Annotated in this window: 14 protein-coding genes and 1 tRNA gene; 4 read left to right on the forward strand and 11 right to left on the reverse strand. The window is 63.8% G+C overall.

Going from position 1 to position 16519, the window contains the following annotated elements; all coding sequences use genetic code 11:
• Positions 1 to 114 precede the first annotated feature (114 nt).
• From AQZ49_RS02395 to AQZ49_RS02405, 3 genes are read left to right on the forward strand one after another with little or no spacing between them, the layout of a single operon-like run.
• Positions 115 to 1251, forward strand: coding sequence for a TauD/TfdA family dioxygenase (locus tag AQZ49_RS02395; protein ID WP_067612253.1), 1137 nt, complete (start codon positions 115 to 117; stop codon positions 1249 to 1251).
• Positions 1248 to 1976, forward strand: coding sequence for a class II aldolase/adducin family protein (locus AQZ49_RS02400; protein ID WP_067612256.1), 729 nt, complete (start codon positions 1248 to 1250; stop codon positions 1974 to 1976). Before AQZ49_RS02395 ends, AQZ49_RS02400 begins: the two co-directional genes overlap by 4 nt.
• Positions 1973 to 2911, forward strand: a complete 939-nt coding sequence (locus AQZ49_RS02405) for a LysR substrate-binding domain-containing protein (protein ID WP_067612259.1) — start codon at positions 1973 to 1975, stop codon at positions 2909 to 2911. The genes AQZ49_RS02400 and AQZ49_RS02405 overlap by 4 nt, the downstream gene beginning before the upstream one ends.
• 9 nt (positions 2912 to 2920) lie before the next feature.
• Here AQZ49_RS02405 and AQZ49_RS02410 read toward each other — a convergent pair whose 3' ends face one another.
• Entirely contained in the window at positions 2921 to 3454 is a 534-nt protein-coding gene (locus tag AQZ49_RS02410; protein WP_156428086.1) for a hypothetical protein, read from the reverse strand.
• A gap of 118 nt (positions 3455 to 3572) precedes the next feature.
• A complete protein-coding gene (gene ggt / locus AQZ49_RS02415) occupies positions 3573 to 5300 on the reverse strand; it encodes a gamma-glutamyltransferase (protein WP_156428087.1) in 1728 nt (575 codons plus the stop codon).
• 159 nt (positions 5301 to 5459) lie between these two features.
• Between ggt and AQZ49_RS02420 the strand changes: the two genes are divergently transcribed.
• Positions 5460 to 5536 (forward strand) — tRNA-Arg (locus AQZ49_RS02420).
• A 169-nt stretch (positions 5537 to 5705) separates the two neighbouring features.
• Here the strand turns inward: AQZ49_RS02420 and AQZ49_RS02425 are convergent.
• The 9 genes from AQZ49_RS02425 to AQZ49_RS02465 form a co-directional block, all read right to left on the reverse strand.
• Positions 5706 to 6083, reverse strand: coding sequence for a hypothetical protein (locus tag AQZ49_RS02425; RefSeq protein WP_067612265.1), 378 nt, complete (start codon positions 6081 to 6083; stop codon positions 5706 to 5708).
• Positions 6070 to 6597, reverse strand: a complete 528-nt coding sequence (locus AQZ49_RS02430; protein ID WP_067612268.1) for a hypothetical protein — start codon at positions 6595 to 6597, stop codon at positions 6070 to 6072. Before AQZ49_RS02430 ends, AQZ49_RS02425 begins: the two co-directional genes overlap by 14 nt.
• A complete protein-coding gene (locus AQZ49_RS02435; RefSeq protein ID WP_067612272.1) occupies positions 6590 to 7561 on the reverse strand; it encodes a hypothetical protein in 972 nt (323 codons plus the stop codon). The genes AQZ49_RS02430 and AQZ49_RS02435 overlap by 8 nt, the downstream gene beginning before the upstream one ends.
• Before the next feature lies 1 nt (position 7562).
• The gene (locus AQZ49_RS02440) at positions 7563 to 7865 is read right to left on the reverse strand and encodes a hypothetical protein (RefSeq protein ID WP_067612275.1); all 303 of its coding nucleotides are present in this window, start codon (positions 7863 to 7865) and stop codon (positions 7563 to 7565) included.
• The gene (locus AQZ49_RS02445) at positions 7853 to 8377 is read right to left on the reverse strand and encodes a glycoside hydrolase family 108 protein (protein ID WP_067612278.1); all 525 of its coding nucleotides are present in this window, start codon (positions 8375 to 8377) and stop codon (positions 7853 to 7855) included. The genes AQZ49_RS02440 and AQZ49_RS02445 overlap by 13 nt, the downstream gene beginning before the upstream one ends.
• Positions 8374 to 8595, reverse strand: coding sequence for a hypothetical protein (locus AQZ49_RS02450; RefSeq protein WP_156428088.1), 222 nt, complete (start codon positions 8593 to 8595; stop codon positions 8374 to 8376). Before AQZ49_RS02450 ends, AQZ49_RS02445 begins: the two co-directional genes overlap by 4 nt.
• Positions 8596 to 8659: 64 nt before the next feature.
• A complete protein-coding gene (locus tag AQZ49_RS02455) occupies positions 8660 to 10804 on the reverse strand; it encodes a hypothetical protein (RefSeq protein ID WP_067612282.1) in 2145 nt (714 codons plus the stop codon).
• Positions 10805 to 10967: 163 nt separating this feature from the next.
• Entirely contained in the window at positions 10968 to 13436 is a 2469-nt protein-coding gene (locus tag AQZ49_RS02460; protein ID WP_067612284.1) for a hypothetical protein, read from the reverse strand.
• Positions 13433 to 16513, reverse strand: coding sequence for a hypothetical protein (locus AQZ49_RS02465; protein ID WP_156428089.1), 3081 nt, complete (start codon positions 16511 to 16513; stop codon positions 13433 to 13435). The genes AQZ49_RS02460 and AQZ49_RS02465 overlap by 4 nt, the downstream gene beginning before the upstream one ends.
• Positions 16514 to 16519 lie beyond the last annotated feature (6 nt).

Genomic DNA, 16519 nt, shown 5'->3' on the forward strand with positions numbered 1-16519 from the left:
CGATCGATCATCCATGACATAACCTCACGGTTATGCTGGCATGATATTTTCGCGGCTTGAGCACCGGCCTGTCGCGGCGTACCACGGCTAGGCCCGCCCTGATGGAGCCCGACAATGGCCACTCTTGCCGCCCCCCCGCCCCCTGCCCTGCTCGACCGTGGTCTGGAGGTGACGCTCGATGGGGGCGCACGCCATTACTTCAACTACTATTGGCTGCGCGACAATTGTGCCACCTCGTTCGATCCCGAAACGCGCGAGCGGGTTTATGACATCTTTGCCGAAGACACCCCGCCGCGCGCGACACGGGCCAGCGTCATCGACGATGCGCTGGTGATCGAATGGGCCGGATCGGGGCATCGTTCGACGTATCCGCTGGCCTGGCTGGGCGCGCATGCGGTGGCCGGGCCCCGCCCCGATCCCGCCGTGCTGCCGCGCGAATACTGGTATGCCGACCATTACCCGGCGATAGCGCGGTTTGCCTTTGACGCGGTCAGCACCGACCGTGCCACGTTGAAAGACTGGGTCCATGCGCTGTTGACCCAAGGCGTGGCGATCCTGACCCATATGCCCGACAGCGATCAGGGGCTGACCGATGCGGCCAACCTGATCGGATTTCCCCGGCCCACGTTCTTTGGCGCCTATTTCGACGTGCGGCTGCATATCGATCCCGACAACCTGGCCTATACCGCCAAGGCGCTGGAACTGCACACCGATGTGCCGGCCGAAGATCTGCCGCCGGGGGTGCAATTCCTGCATTGCCGCCGCAATTCGGTCGATGGCGGGGAAAGCCTGTTTGTCGATGGCGCCGCGGTTGCCGCCGAACTGCGCCGCACGCATCCCGAAGATTTCCGCCTGCTGTGCGAAACCACCGTGCCGTTCTACAACGAACACGATGCCTATGACATGCGCGCGCGCCAGCGGGTGATCGAACTCGACGATCATGGCGATATCGCGGGCGTGACGATGAGCCAGCACATGGCCGACGTGTTCGACCATGATCAGCGCTTTCTCGATGCCTATTACCCCGCGTTCTGCCGGTTTGGCCGCCTGTTGCAGGACCCGCGCTTTGTCATGCGGTTCCGCCTCAACGCGGGCGAATGCATCGTGTTCGACAACCATCGGGTGGTCCACGCCCGATCGGCGTTTGTGGCCGAAAGCGGCGAGCGGTATTTGCGCGGGACGTATACCGACCGGGGTGAATTGCGCAGCCGCTGGCGCAAATTGTCGGGCGAAGGGCGATTTTCGGCATGACCGACGAAGCCTCGTTGCGCATCGACCTAGCTGCCGCCTTCCGGCTGGCCGCGCGGTTCGGCTGGCACGAATCGGTGGGCAACCATTTCAGCGCGGCGCTGTCGGCCGATGGCCGCCGGTTTGTGATGAACCGCAAATGGCGCCACTTCGCCACGATCCGCGCCAGCGACCTGCAAGTGCTCGATGCAGATGATCCCGATGTGATGACGCGCGCCGATGCCCCCGATGCCTCGGCCTGGTGCATCCATGGCAATGCCCATCGCCGTGTCGCCTCGGCCCGGGTGATCCTGCATTGCCATCCGATCGCGGCGACCACGCTGACCACGCTGGCCGATCCGCGCCTGTTGCCGATCGACCAGAACACCGCCCGGTTTTTCGGCCGCTATGTCATCGATCCCGAATGCGGCGGAATTGCCGATCAGGATGACGAAGGCATCCGCATCGCCGGCCTGTTGGCGCAGGCGCCCACCCTGATCATGGCCAACCATGGTGTGACGTGCGTGGCCGAGACCGTTGCCGAAGCGTTCGAAAACCTGTATTTTCTGGAAAAAGCCGCCGAAACGCTGTTGCGCGCCTATGCCACCGGGCAACCGCTGGCGGTGATGAGCGACGCGATTGCCGAACACACCGCGCAAGGCTGGGACGCCTATCGCGGCATGGCTTTTACCCATTTCGACCATCTGAAATCGCTGCTGGACGCCGAAGACCCGTCGTACCGGCAATGACGCCAGCCACGCCCCTGCCCCCGCTGCGGCTGTTGACGGTGTTCGAGGCAGCGGCGCGACACCGCAGCCTGTCGGTCGCGGCGCGCACGCTCAATGTCACCCAACCCGCGGTCAGCAAGGCCTTGCGCGATCTGGAACGCTGGATCGGAGTGCCGCTGTTCGACCGCACCCGCCGCCCGCTGATGCTGACGCAAAGCGGCGAAGACTTGCTGGCCGCGACGCGCCAGGGGCTGGGCCTGATTGCCGAGGCGGTGGCCCGCATCGGGCAACGCCATGCCGAACGCGACACCAGCTTGCGCGTGTCTTGCTCGATCGGCTTTGCGACGTATTGGCTGATGCGCCGCCTGGCCACGTTTGGCGCGCAATGCCCCGATATCGCGGTCAGCGTGATGACCACGCCGCACGACGCCGCGCCCGATGCCGCACATGCCGATGTGCTGTTCCGCTACGGCCATGGCCGCTGGCGCGACGGCACGGTGATCCGCCTGTTTCAGGAATGCATCGATCCCGTCGCCAGCCCCGACTTCCTCGCGCGCCGCAGCGTGCCTGCCACGCTCGATGGCTGGCCGCTGATCCATGTCGATGTCGATGACGCATCCTGGCGAAGCTGGACCGGCTATTGCCAGACCACCGGCATCGTGCGCGGCACCGGCGCGGACTTGCGCTTCAACACGTATGTCCAGGCGACGCAGGCCGCGCTCAACGGCCAAGGCATCATGCTCGGCTGGCGCTCGATCACCGGCGATCTGGTCGACGAACGCCGTCTTGCCATAGTTGGCCTGCCCCCGGTGGTGCCCGAAGACGGCGCCTATTACGTGGTCGTCCCTCCGCGCAGCGCTGGCAATGCGGCGGTGGAACGGTTTATCGGCTGGTTGCAGGCGGAAGTGGCCGAGGCGGCATGGACACATTCTGCGCTGGATCGAGCAGCCGATTAAAGCCGCCAATCACTTGGAAGCCTTCGCCGCCTTGAGCACCGCCGCGACTAACCCGTTCGCTTTGGGATAGGTCCGAAAATTTCCGCAAGTGTCCAGTGTGAACTGCTTGCCAATTGGTTCTTCAAACACCTCTTCAGAGACGAATGCCAATATCTCCTGCCCTTCTTTGAGCCAGAACCGATTCGTCGCATTCTCACTGAACACCCTGATGGTCGGTGGAGGAGTTCCTTTGAATGCGTGCTCGACCTGAAGGTCGTAAAAAGCACCAGCATAGGTATCAAATCCCCAAGGTCGCGGAGCGCCGTTTTGGAAAGGCGGCTGCAAAGGCTTTGCCTTCCCGTCGTCGCCGATCCAGGTTTCGTTTATGACCTTGGCCTTGAGGACCCATTCCGACCGACGCAATTCATGGCTCACCGAATAGTATTGCGGATCGTAGTTCGGAAGCGTCTTGTCCCAGCCAACGCAATAGGCGTGTCCCCCAGACGGGAACACGCCAAGAGCAAGCGCACAAGCTACTGCAAAGGCATTGCGATTCTTTTTCATCAACCGAGCGTAGCCCACACGGCTTGCCCTACAAGCGAATAGAGCCGCGCCCGAAACTGCGACGTTTGCTTTGATCCTGTCAACCGCCGCCGCCAATGACCGCCCCTGTCACCGCCGCTTAAAACCCGATCGCCTCGCCATCCTTGCGCGGGTCGGATGCGCCGCGATAGGCGCCGGTTGTCGGGTCGATCATGATCGCCTGATAGCCGCCCATGTCGAACCCGTCGGCGGAATGGACATCGTGGCCGCGCGCTTTCAGGTCGGCGCCGATCGCATCATAGAGCTGGCTTTCCAGTTGTAGCCGGTTGGTGCGCTGCGCGTGGGCAAAGCGGGCGGCATCGCCTGCCGCCTGCGGATTGGCGCCGAACAACAGCATGTTGACCAGCACTTGCGCCTGCCCCTGCGCCTGTTGATCGCCGTACATCACGCCCAGCGACGCGAACGGTTTGCCATCATGCGTCACAAACCCGGGGATCAGTGTATAGAACGGGCGCTTGCCCGGCGCGATCGTGTTGGGCCGGTCGGGCTTGAGCGTGAACGCCGCCGCGCGATCGTTCAGCACAAAGCCATAGCCCGGCACCGTCACCCCCGACCCGAAGAAATTGTACACCGAATAGATAAAGCTGACGACATTGCCCTCGGCATCGGCGGTGGTCAGATAGGCCGTGCCGCCCAGCGGTTCTTCCGAAGGATCGAGCGCGGCGGCATGCTTCATGTCGATTTTGGCGCAACGCTGCGCGGCGAATTCCTTGGAAATCAGCATCGCCACCGGCACATGCGAAAAATCGGGATCGCCATTGTACGTGCGCAAATCGGCATAGGCGATCTTCTTGGCCTCTACCATCAGATGCCAGAAATCGGCCGATTTGGGATTGATCCGGTCGGGCGACAGCCCGAGTCTGGCCGGGCACACCTCGATCAGGTTCATCATTTCCAGCACAGCAAACCCTTGCGTGCTGGGCGGCATTTCGTGGATCACATAGCCGTTGAAGGTGGTGCTGATCGGATCGACCCAGCGCGCGTGCATCTGCGCGAAATCGGCCATGGTGAACAGCCCGCCATGGGCCTGCGACTTGGCGACGATGGCTTGCGCGATCGGCCCGTTGTAATAGGCATCGCGTCCGCCATCGGCGAGCAGGCGAAACGCCTTGCCCAGATCGGGATTGCGGAAGATGTCGCCCCAGTGCCACGCCGTGCCGTGGTTGAGATAGATCGCGGCGGTGTCGGGGTCTTTGGCCAGCAAGTCGCGGCTCATGCCCCATTCGGTGCCGATCCGCTGGCTGATGGGAAAGCCCTGTTCGGCAATGCGGATCGCCGGAGCCAGCACGCCGTGCCAGCCCAGCTTGCCATATTTGCCCAGCAGTGTGGCCCATCCATCAACCGCACCGGGCACAACCGCCGATTCCAGGCCATCTTCGGGCATGTTCTCGCCAAATTTCGCGCGGTAATGCGCCAAAGTCGCCGCCATCGGCGCCCGGCCCGAAGCATCGAGCGCGACCAGCCGGTGCTCTTTGGCCACCCAGGCGAGCACGAACATGTCGCCGCCCATCCCGGTCGCTTCGGGTTCGACCACATTGATCGCCGCTGCCGTCGCCACCGCCGCATCAAATGCATTGCCGCCCGCATGCAAGACCTCGATCCCGGCCTCGGCCGCCAGCGGCTGGCTGGTCGCAACCATGCCGTTCAACGCCATGACTTCGGACCGCGTCTGCCCCAGCCAGCCCGTCGACCGGTCACCACGATACGCATCGAACGTGCCGGGCGCGGTTTGCGCGCCGACCGGCACACCCGCCACCAACGACACCCCGGCGGCGAACCCCGCCAACACGCCCAACCGCCTGCGCATGCAACCACCCTCGCAAAAACTTGACACTTGTCCCAACTTAACCGCCCTGCACGCAGAAACCAGCCACTGTTTTGCGCAAGGCGGAAAAAAAGATGCGGACATCCCGCCAAAAACTCCCCTTTGCATCCGCCCCGCTCCCGGCTTATGCACGCCCCGCGCGCGCCCTTAGCTCAGCTGGATAGAGCACCTGCCTTCTAAGCCGGTGGTCGCTGGTTCGAATCCAGCAGGGCGCGCCAATAAATCAATAGCTTGCGTGGGGTTTTCGCGAACCCTTCCAACATTTTCCAATGTTGGAATTCCAACAAGATAGCCGCGGGGTGGGGCCCCGCGGCTGTTTTGGTTGCAAGGAAGATCCTCATTCAGCGCATGGCGGCCTCCTTTGCTGGGCCGAACGGCCTGGGGAAATCAGCTCGCCGGCGCGCCGGTGCTTTCGGTCGCGGCCGGGCCGATCTGCTGGATCTCGGCGGCCGGCTCGCCCGTGGTCGATGCGGTCGTGCTGGTCGTGGTGGTCGAGGTCGGCGCATCGCTTTCGCTGCCGATCGCGGCTTTCAGCGCGGCAATGTCCGACACCACGCCTTCCAGCGTCGACTTGACCGCGTTGAACGCATCGAGGCTGACGGTTTCCACCGCGCGTTCGACATTGCCGGCGGCATTTTCGACAATCGATTTGGCAGTCGCTTCCAGCGCGGCCAGACGGGCAAACAGGCTCATTCTTACCTCCATGAAAAGGACGCCCAGGGCGAACCCTGCGGCGACCATGACGATGATTTCAATGATCGCCATCGGTGGGCTCCGCGCTCGGGGTGGATTGCGATGCGGCAGAGATCGACAGCACATAGTTTCGTGCGGCGAAGGCGTAGCCTACGGCGGCGGTACAGGCGTGCACGTCGTTGGCGGATACCACGACGGCGCCGGCGGGCAGGCTTGCAGGAACGCCGGCAGCGGCACTTTGGGCGGCGCCAGGGGCTGGGCTGGCACTACGGCCAGCGGCTGTGGGGCACACGCTGTGAGAAGCGATATAGCGATCAGCGGCAGACTGGGCGTCCGCCAATTGGGCTTGATGGGCATTGTCTGCCTCCTGCGCTTTGGCCTGATAGATGGCATCGACGTGTTGTAGCGCGGCCTGCGCGATCGCGGTCGCGCTGGCTTGTGCCTGTTTGAACTGTGCGGCCTGCACGCGCACGGCGTCGGCATTGGCCACCGCGCGCGCATCGAAATGCCATGCCAGCAATGACACCGCGACCAGTGCGACCGATTGCCAGTATTTTCCCAGCAATGACAAAACGATTTCAGGCATAATACACCGTTCCCAGCACATCGCCCGATGCGCCGATCGTCGCGCCCGGCGCATCTGTGGTAATCGCCCAGCTCAAGCCCAAACTTTCGGCCACACCGATATCGCTGAAAGTATTTTTTGATCCGCTCGCCGTCAGCGGGATCGTGATGGCCGGGGTATCGGTGCCAGGGACGCCAGCGGTCGTCTTGTTATAAAGCTGCAGATAGCGCGGCGTTGTCTGGGTGTTGATCAGGTCATAGCCATAAAAGCGCGCGGACGATGCCTTGACCACCCCGCTGGCACCGCTGGGGATTCGCAGTGCAGACAATGCCGTGCCGATCGATGAACTAACTGCCGATGGCACCGTTGCGCCAATCAGGTTCCCGCCGGCATTCAACCCGACCGTGCCGACGCTGTTCGTTCCGGACGGCAGCGGCTGTGATGGATCGAGCCCGACTGTCACCAGCGACGTATCGGGCGCCGATGACGCGATAATCGTCACTCCCAAAGTGCCCGCGCTCAGCACCGTGCCAAGTCGGACGCGGAATTGTGGAAATCCGGCCACGCCGAACTGATACCCGACAATGGTGTTGGCTGTTGGCGTTATGGTGTTGCCGGTGGTGGTGTAGTTCAGCACCACAGAACCCTTGATGGGCAGCCAGTTCACGCCGTCATACACTTCGCACACCGCTGCGCCGCCTGCGAAAGTGGCGCCTGCGTTCAGAGTTACGACAATGGTGTCATACCCCGCAGTGTTGACCGCCAACGCGGTGTTCACGGTTGTCGCCGTGGTCCATGCGGCAGTGACAGCGGCCTGAAATCCGTCGAGGATGGCGAGCGGATTGCCGGTCGGGCCCAGCAATGTGCCGCTTTGGTCGACCAGCGTCACCGCGCCGATCTTGGCGGGGCTGCCATTGACATCGGTGGTTTCGACATAGGCCACGCCGTCGCCGCCCAGCGTGCCCGAGGTGATAACTTTCGTCATGTCAATTCGCTCCCGCGTCGGCGCCGCCGTTGACGTCCAGATCCATGCCCATGCCGGAAACCCTGATCGTGCCGATCCAGGGCGACATCATGCCGCCGATGATCAGCAGATTACCCAGCGCCATGATGATCAGCACCCCGCCGAGGTACCAGATGATCGAGGGCGCTACCGCGTCTGGCCATTTCCGCCACACCAGAAACAGCGCAAAGATGATCAGGTTCACATTGAACGCCAGCGCCAGGCCCGCGATCGTGCGTTCAGACCACGGCGTCGGCCGCGCGGTTTCGGTGGTCACGCCAGCCATGACAGCGCCACTTGCTCGACATGCGCCACGCGGTTCAGCCATCCTGTGCCAAACACCGAAAAGCGCGGGTCTGCGCGATAGAACGTGCGCCGCGCCTCGCTATAGGCCGAAACCAGACCATCCCCCCCCTGCAGCGCCATATAGGCGCCCACCTGCACCAGCGTGCCCGGGCCGATCATGCCATCCTGCGATGCACCGACAATCTGTTGCAGCATCTTGGCCGCACGACTGACACCGCCATTTACCGCGAAGTCGAACACGCACAGATTGAGGCCATCGGGTAGTTTTTCACCCGCAACCTTGTCCCAAAACCACGCCTTGTAGAGCGGTGTGACTTTCTCAGGCGTCAGACTATGCATGACAGCCTCTGTTGCCGGTTCACCGCTCCATGACGCCCAGACAGCCGCTGTGATGCCCAGATCGGTCGTGCCACCCGGGTCGCGCGGATCATCGACAAAGCCGCCCTCTTCGGTCAGCACGACCGGCAATGCATCGGCAAATGTGTGGGTCATTTGGTCGGTCCCATCGCCAGCGGGCGCCCGGTCAGCACCATGAAATACAACAGCGCGCCGATCGCGATTGGCCAGAACAGCGTCTTGAACGTCGACCAGATCCCGCGACCGGTGGCCGAATAAATCTGCTCGGTTGCTTCCTTCAGCAGCGCCACGGCGATCGCGCGCGCGTCTGCCTGGGTGATCGTGCGCATCCCGCGCAGATCAGCCTTTGGCATGTCAGTTCTGTTGTCGTCGTCGTCTGCCATTAGCCGGGGCATCCTGTCGTGGTGGGATTGTGCATCATGGGACCGTCACCGCCGTCCATGTGCCTGGTGTACCCGATGCCGTGCATGACCATCCCAGCGTGCCGGTGGCCGTTGGCGCGATGTTCCACACGAATTCGCCCTGCGCGTGATAACCGGTGGTGGGCGCTGCGGTGCCGTTGGCCATGATGCGCGCATTGGCGCCGCTGCCGATCGCCACTTGGGGAAATCCCGAAACATAGGGCACCGGCGCCGTGCGGCCAAAGGTCTGCGTTGTGTTGGGCCCGGTGAAATACTGGTATTGATCGCTGAATGCATAGGAAAACGCGATATCGGCATCGCTGCCTTCCTCGAAATTGGTGGCAAGGCGGAATGACAGCGGCCAATTCAGCGTGTTGGTATAATTGATAATCGTCCCGGCATAATTGGCGCCGCCCTCGCCAAGCCCGGCCAATGAGAAATAGCTGTTGCCGCCCGATTGAAACGGCGTGTTCTGTGCCAGGCGAAATCCCGACATGACAAACGATCCCACCCCGCCGTCGTTGAACCACACCGGTGTCGTGTTGGTGAAATTCGCCGCGCCGTTGATCGGGTTGAACGCGATCGATGCGCTGCCCAGATGCGCCAGTGGCAGGCCGCCTTCGATATAGGGCGATATGAAGTTGTCCGGGGCCGGGCCGCCCGATTGCACAAACAACGGTGATCCGATGACATAGGTTCCGGCGTTTGACCACGCCGGATGGCCCGGAAACTGTGTCGTTGTGCCCAGCGGATACCATATTGCCGCGTTGGTGCCCGGGGTCGTGCTGGCGCCTATGCCCGGGGTGTGATCGATCAACTGATAGGCGTTGCCGTCAGTATAGCTGACCTGGCACTGGTTGTTGGCGTTGCAGTCATCGATCTGGGTGCTGATATGGGTCGATCCCAGGAAAGACAGGTCGATCAGGCCGCCGGCGCCGGCGCTGTGCACATTGATGCGATTGGTGCTGCCCACGTTGGCATCGCCGCCCTGGATGTAAACGCCGTGCAGGCCCGATCCATTCACGTACAGGCCGTCGATCTTGTATCCGCTCGCCTGCCCCTCGGCCGCGCCCCCCGCGCCGCTGGTGGCGACGATCTGCACATTGTTGCCCGCGAAATCCGCGACATAGCAATCCTCGATGGTAACTTGCGCGCGCGCCCAGATGCCTGCGGTGTTGCCGGTGTAATCCACCGGGCCGCCGCCGCCGACAATCGCCAGATTGCGAAACGTGCTGCCATCCGCGCCCGTCGTCGGCGTCGTCAGTGTCGTCGATCCCAGCGTGTTGTAGCGGTTGACAATAAAACCGGGCGTGCTTTCCGGAAACCGCAAGACCGTCGCCAGCCCGTTCAAGGCATAGGGCGATGTGTCGCCCTCCAGAATGACCGTCGTTTTCAGATTGACTGGTTCGGAAAAATAATACGGCAGCGGCGCCCAGGGAAACCGGATGCGCGGCCCGGCGACATAGTCGGGATTGCCGTTCGACGCCTGAAACGCCGCAATGGCGTCCATCAGCGCGGGATAATTGTCGGTTTCGTCGTCGGCCGCGCCCCCGTAATCTAGGATGCTGACCCCCTCGCCTGCCTTGGCCTGGATCGTGCGGCCCACCGCGCCAGTGCCGGATTGCTGAAAGCCGACGATCGCGCCGCCCGTCGGCGCGGCCAGATCGGCGCGCAGCGATGCATCGGCGCCCGTGCCGCTGGCTGCGATCGGTATCTTGCCCGTGGCGTCCCACGCGAAATAACTGCCCGCGCGCACGGTGGCCGGCGGCAGGATCTGGATCGTATCGCCCAGCGGCCCGCGCACACATGCCGCCAGTTGCAGGTTCAGCTCTGCGATCATGCGCGTCACCGCATCGAGGCCGGCCATCAACGCCTGGTTGGGAAACGCCCCGCCGCTGGCAAAGGGTGTGGACTGTTCCTGTTCGACCGGTGTCTGCCGCCAGATCGCGCCGATCGCGCCCGCCGGCGGCGCCACGCTGAACACCACATGCGAATTGCCGCTGGTGCCGGTGATGGAATACCCCGCGCTGGTCGTCACCCCGCCGGCGGTGTAATTGGCCTGCACGTCGCCGCTTTCCGTCCACGAAAACGGCACCACGAAAGACGTGGTGCTGCCATCGCCGGTAAAGGTGGTGAACGGAATTTCGACGGGAACCGTCACGCAAAACCCTCGCTGTGTGTCAAACACTCAGACGAAGGGCTTATCCAGTGGGCGGGGCCGCTTCTCGCGTGTAACGACCGCGTGACCGGGTGCTACTCACCACAGGGGCCGGGGCATGCGCGCTTGTCCGGCGCGCCCTGTGTCTCACAGCGGGGGCTTTGCGTCAAGGTTGCGAAGGCTGGCCCGTCGCGCGACCAAAGTCCGGCGCGCGCATGGGTTCGCCGGGCGGGGCGAACATCGGCGATCCGCGCTCGCGGGCATATTGCTGCACGGTCGACCAGCTATGGCGGTAATTCGGATCAACCGCCTGTTGCACTTCGTCGCCGATCATCCGGTCAAACGCCAGGCGCGCATACCAGATCGATCCGCCGGGCAATGCGGTGCGCGCGAATTTGTAGGCTGATCCGGCCGGGTTGCGGTTCAGCGCCATGCCGCCGTCGGGGCCTTTGTTCACCACCACGTGTGCCAGGTTCTGCAGATCCTCTGCCATCGGCCCGGCAAAGATCGACAGGATGCCCTTGTCCGGGTCTTGCATTGCCTCTTTCAGATAATCGGCAAAGATGCCGCCGGTCCCGCCCGCCAGCATGGCGTTGCCCCAGAACCCGGGTTTGGTCATATCCTCCGGATCTTGACCCTTGGTGATATGACGCAATTGCGTTTCCAGCGCGCCCAGCACCGTCATGCCGATCGCAAAGCGTGCGGCATAGCGCGCCGCGCTTTGCGCCGGCATCGTCATGATCCGCTGCAGTTGCGCCATGGCGATCGACACGCCAAAGCCTTTGAACATCATCGGGCTGCGCAGCATTTCGCCGAGATAGGTGCCGCGCTTTACCACGCTGTTCATCGCCGCGCGGGCGCGAAGGTCGGGAATGGGCACCACCGTGTGCGCCTGGCGCAGGATCATCTCGGCGGCTTTCAGTCGCAGGTTTTCATCCTGGATATTGTCGGCCACGATCCATGGCACGCCGCGCACATCTTCGGTGGGTGTGGCGCGCAGCTGGTCCCATGCGGCCGCGTCAAATCCGCCACGCTGCATTGCGCCCCGAAATGTGGGGTCGAGCGCATCCCATGCCTTGGCCCGCTCGCTGGTGATCGCGCCCCACCAATCCCGGCCGAAATTGTGGCGCCCCAACTGCGCCCACCGCGACGATCCTTGCAGGTTCATCACCGTCGACACCATGCGGGTTGACCAGGGCTTTGCAAATTCGCGGCCAAACAGGAGGTTTTGCACCGCCGTATAGTGGCGCTGTTCCTCCAGCCCCATCAACTGGCGCGCGGCGAATTCGCGATCCTCTTTCAGGCTGGGTTTCAGCATGTCGAGCCATTGGCCCAGCACCTTGATTTCCGGCAATCCGTTGAACGCGCGGGCCGACCAGTTGAGGCCCAGATCCGATTGCTGCGAAATGAACGCGCTTCCCAGCGCGGCCGCGCTTTTCAGATTGCGCATGGTCCCGAAAAACGCGGCGATTTTCTTGTCTTCGGGTCGGTTCAGCGTGCCCTTGAATTCCTGCCACATGTTGTTGGCGATGCGGTTCTGGTGCGCGGCTGCCTCGGGCGCCCTGGTGTTCGGCGCTTCGTCCGTCTTGGCCGACTTGGTCACCACGTCCTGCAGCCATTGCATCGTGTGATCGGGGTTCGGACCCAGCGTTTCCAGCGCCGCGATCTGCCGGGCGCGGTGTTCCAGCATGCCATTCATGCTGGTGAACGCATTGCCGTTGCCAAGCCGGTCGTTGGCGCGGTTCCAACTGTCGTAGTCCTTGAACACGAAAAAGCGCGGGTCCTGCCCGTCATTGGCCATGCTTGCGCGGCCCACGCCGCCCGGCTCGCGATCATCCCACCCGTCCGACCGGATGCCCTGCCAGACTTTGTGCATCACTTCGTCGAGCTTCGCATCGTCGAACGGCACGCCGGTTTCATGGTCGATCATCCGCGTGCGGTCGAGTTCCGGCAGCACCACATCGCGAAACGCCGCATAATCGGGCAGCGCGCGCACTTTGTCGCTGTCCCAATGCATCTGCAGGCCATAGTCTTCCAGCTTGCCGATATCGGCCCCCGCAGCATTGGCACGGCCGCGCGTCCATTCGCGCGCGGTTTCCCACGCTTTGGCCAGATCGCGCGCGGCATGGTTGCCGGTGTCCTGGCCAAAGGCTTCGCGGCCAAGATCGTCGAGGCCGGCCTTGTCGGTAATCCGGCCGAATACATCGGGGCCATGTTTCAGCAGCACCTGGCGCATCATGCTGTCGATCTGTGCCTGCACGGCCATGTGCTTGCCTTCGAGCGTGCCGCCCAGGTGGCGCGGGTCGTTGCCGCCCAGCAGCGCCGGCAACGCGCGCGGGTCGATCGGGCCGCCGCCCTTGCCGTCGGACATCTTGCCGCCGTTATAGGCGTGCAACTGTTCGTTCAGCCGGGTCTGCGTCTCGATCGCGCGTGCGGCCAGCAATTTGCGCCGGTCGATGGCATATTGCATCTGGCGAATGGCGCGCTCGCTGGCCAGATCCGCCGCCGCCATCATATCCATCTGGCCTTTCAGCCGATTGAAATGCGCGGTGTAGTAACGCTCGATCTCTTCGCCCTGCCCTTTGGTGATCCGGCCATCGGCGATCAGCCCGGACACGCATACCGATATCGTCATTGTCCACCCATCTTTGGCGTCAGGCAGGAAGTGATCGTGTTGAGCGCGTCCTGATCGGCGTTCAGCGCCGACTGGATCGCCTCGATCTTGCCCGCGTTGTCGCCGGGGCCAAGGTCGAACACCGGCTGATCGCTGGCATCGAACAGGCCAAGGCCCATGGTCCCCTCTTGCGCCACGCCTGTTTTGTTCTCGCCGCGCAACGGCGCATCAAACCCCATTTGCACGCGTTGGCGGTCGCGCTCGGCAATGGCCGGATCGATGCGCTGTTCGATGTCGTGCCAGGCGCTGTCGGCTGCCTTGGCAATGCGATCGGTATCCGGGCTGTCGTATTCGCGGAAGGCTTCGGGGTCTATTGGCCCTTGCTGGCCTTGGCCGCCGCCGCTTCCATCAGATCCGCCGCGTGCGCCGCCCGCGTCCGCAATGCCATCGGCAGGCGCTTGTCCGCCGCGATCTGGCGCTGTTGCTGCGCCTTGTCCCTCGGGTTCGGGATCATGGTAGGTTGGCCATTCATAGTCGACATTGCCATACCTCTTGTCGCCGGTTTCCGCCAGTGCTTCGCGCGCGTTTTTGGCCGCATAATCGTTGACCGCGCGGTCAAGCGCTTCGTCGATCGGCAGCGTGGTTTCATGCCACAGATAGTGTGCGCGATCGACGATCCACGGGTCAAGACTTTCGATCGGCCGATCATGGTTGACGATCGATGCCAGCGACAGATCCGACTGCAGGTGTTCGGGCAGATTGCCGAACGCCTCGTCCATCGTGCGTGGGCCGGTGATCGGCGCCTCACCAGGCGGCAGGCGTCCGTCATCCGAAACGGTCAGGCCAACCGCCTTTTCCCACGCGCTCGATGCCATGGGATATCGCGGGTGTCCGCGCAGCTCGTGATCGATCGCCTTGTGCAAGTCGTTCGTATCGAGCGCGTCGGGCCCCTTTGCATCCAGCGCGGCGCGATGCTCCGGAAAATATCCCGCCTCCACCGCCGCGCGCATCACCGTGTCGGCGCCGCGATCGGGTGTACCATCGGGCGCAATGATCGGTTTCTTGTCGCGAAACGGGCCGCCCTTGTACCAGTCGTTCAGGCCCATCGCGGCAAAATCGCCGCCGGGGTCGGTAATCCCGCCATTGGCCTTGATCCACTGGATCAGGCTGAGTTCCCGCGCCGGCGGCGCCGCCCGGGTAAAGCTGCCATTGTCGGATCGCTGGCGCAGCTCGCCCGATCGCACCAGTTCCGACAGACCGCGTTGCACGTCCTCGCTCGATGCGCCCAGACTTTGCGCCAGATCGTCAAACCGGTTCAGCCGTACTGTCTTGTCGGCCACCGCCGCGCGCAGCGCGGGCATCAGCGTTTGCACCGACAAGGGCAGTTCCGCTGGCGTTCCACCGTCGGGCCCGGGCGGTGCTTCCTGATCATAGGGCGCGGCCGCCTCGTCCGCCTCAAGCCCGGCGTCAGCGGCATCGCTGGCGGCAAGCGTGGCGTCCGTGTCGTCGCCCGTCGCGATCGGCGCTGCGACCGTTGCGCCGCCGGTGCCCATCTTGCGTTCTGCCCAGGCGCGCACGTCGCCGGCCGTCTTGCCGCGCAACCACGGATTGGCCTCGATCGAGCGGGCGCGCATTACGTCGGAGATCGGCGTTGCAGGATCGGCGTTGATGATCCGCGCGGCATCATCCGGCCCGGCAAAGTGCGCCAGATAGAGGTTCGGGTCTGTTGGCGCGATGCCCTGATGTGCCAATGCCGCCGCGTTCTGGTGCGTCAGATCGCGCACCAGCGTGTTCTGCAATCCATTGTCGGTTTTCAGCGCCAGGATCTGCGCATCGGTTTGCCCGGCGCTGCCAAAGTGCGCCTTGTACAGGTTCAGCCACGTCTGATCGGTGAATTGATAGAGGCCCTTCGCGCTCGACGTGCCCGGCGAGGCATTGGCCCGGCCGCCGCTCTCGATCGTCGCCAGTCGATCGAAATAAGCCGCCTGCGGTCCGCTCGAAGGCGGATTGGCGAATGCGCCACCCTGGGCGACGCGCCCGTCATCGAGCGCCGCGCCAGCCTGCGCCAGTCTGGCCTGGTGCACCGCCATCGCCGCATAGCTGGGCTGATAGGGATTGGTCGCGTCGATTTCGCCCTGGCGACCCAGCACGTTCAACGCGGCCTGTTCGTCGGGCGTGCGTTCAAATGGTGCGGTTTTGTCCGCAAAGTGCTGTTGCAGCACGCTATCGGGCAATGCCGAATAGACTTTCGCCAGCGCGCTTTCATAGCCGGTGCGCGCCTGATCGCCCGCGTTGCGCAGCGCGGCCGCCGTGGTGTCGGCGATCGGCTGCGCCACCGGCGCCGCCGCCTGCGCCGCACTACGCGCGACCGGGCCCAACAGTTCGCCGCCTAGGTGCAATGCACCGCCAAAGACTGCCGCGCCGCCGATGTCTTGTGCAACATCGCCCGGTGTCACGGTTTCGCCCATCTGTTGGCGCGTCGCGACGTTCATCGGCTCTTCCGCCGCTGCAAAGGCGGCATTGGTCGCCGCCGCCACGCCCACGCGGGCCAGACCGCCCGCCACGATACTGCGCGCGGCGGTTCCCACTTCCGGGCCGCCCAGCGTGGCCGCCACCCATTGAAACGGGTCATAGACCCCGGCTGCCGCCGTGCCGAGCAGATTGGGCAACCATCCGCCTGCAGATGCCGTTGCGGCATCGATCTGGTGCTGGCCACCGCGTGTCAGCACGCGCTTTTCAAAATCGGCCTGGTCGCTGCCGACATCTTTCATGAAATCGGGGTCAGTCTGCCGGCGCGCGGCGATCGTCTGCCATATCCGCATGGGCGATGCCTTGGTGTCGCTCTGGCCCGACATATAATAGGCATCCACCGGTTGCCCGGTCTGCGTCGCCAATTGGTCTGCCAGCCCTGAATAGGCGCTGTTCAGCCGGAATTGCGCCACGGTCCAGGTCTGGTCTTTGGCCGCCGACATTGCCGCGCCGAAGGTTGTGCCGAACCCGGGTGAAGACGCCGCGGCCATATCGGTGTCGCTGGCCTGTGCAGTCGGCGGCGGGCCGCCCTGCTGTTCGGGTGGCAGCAACTGGCCAGTCTGCAACACGCCCAC

Origin of the sequence: Novosphingobium sp. FSW06-99 (assembly GCF_001519065.1) — a bacterium.
Classification (GTDB): Bacteria; Pseudomonadota; Alphaproteobacteria; order Sphingomonadales; family Sphingomonadaceae; genus Novosphingobium.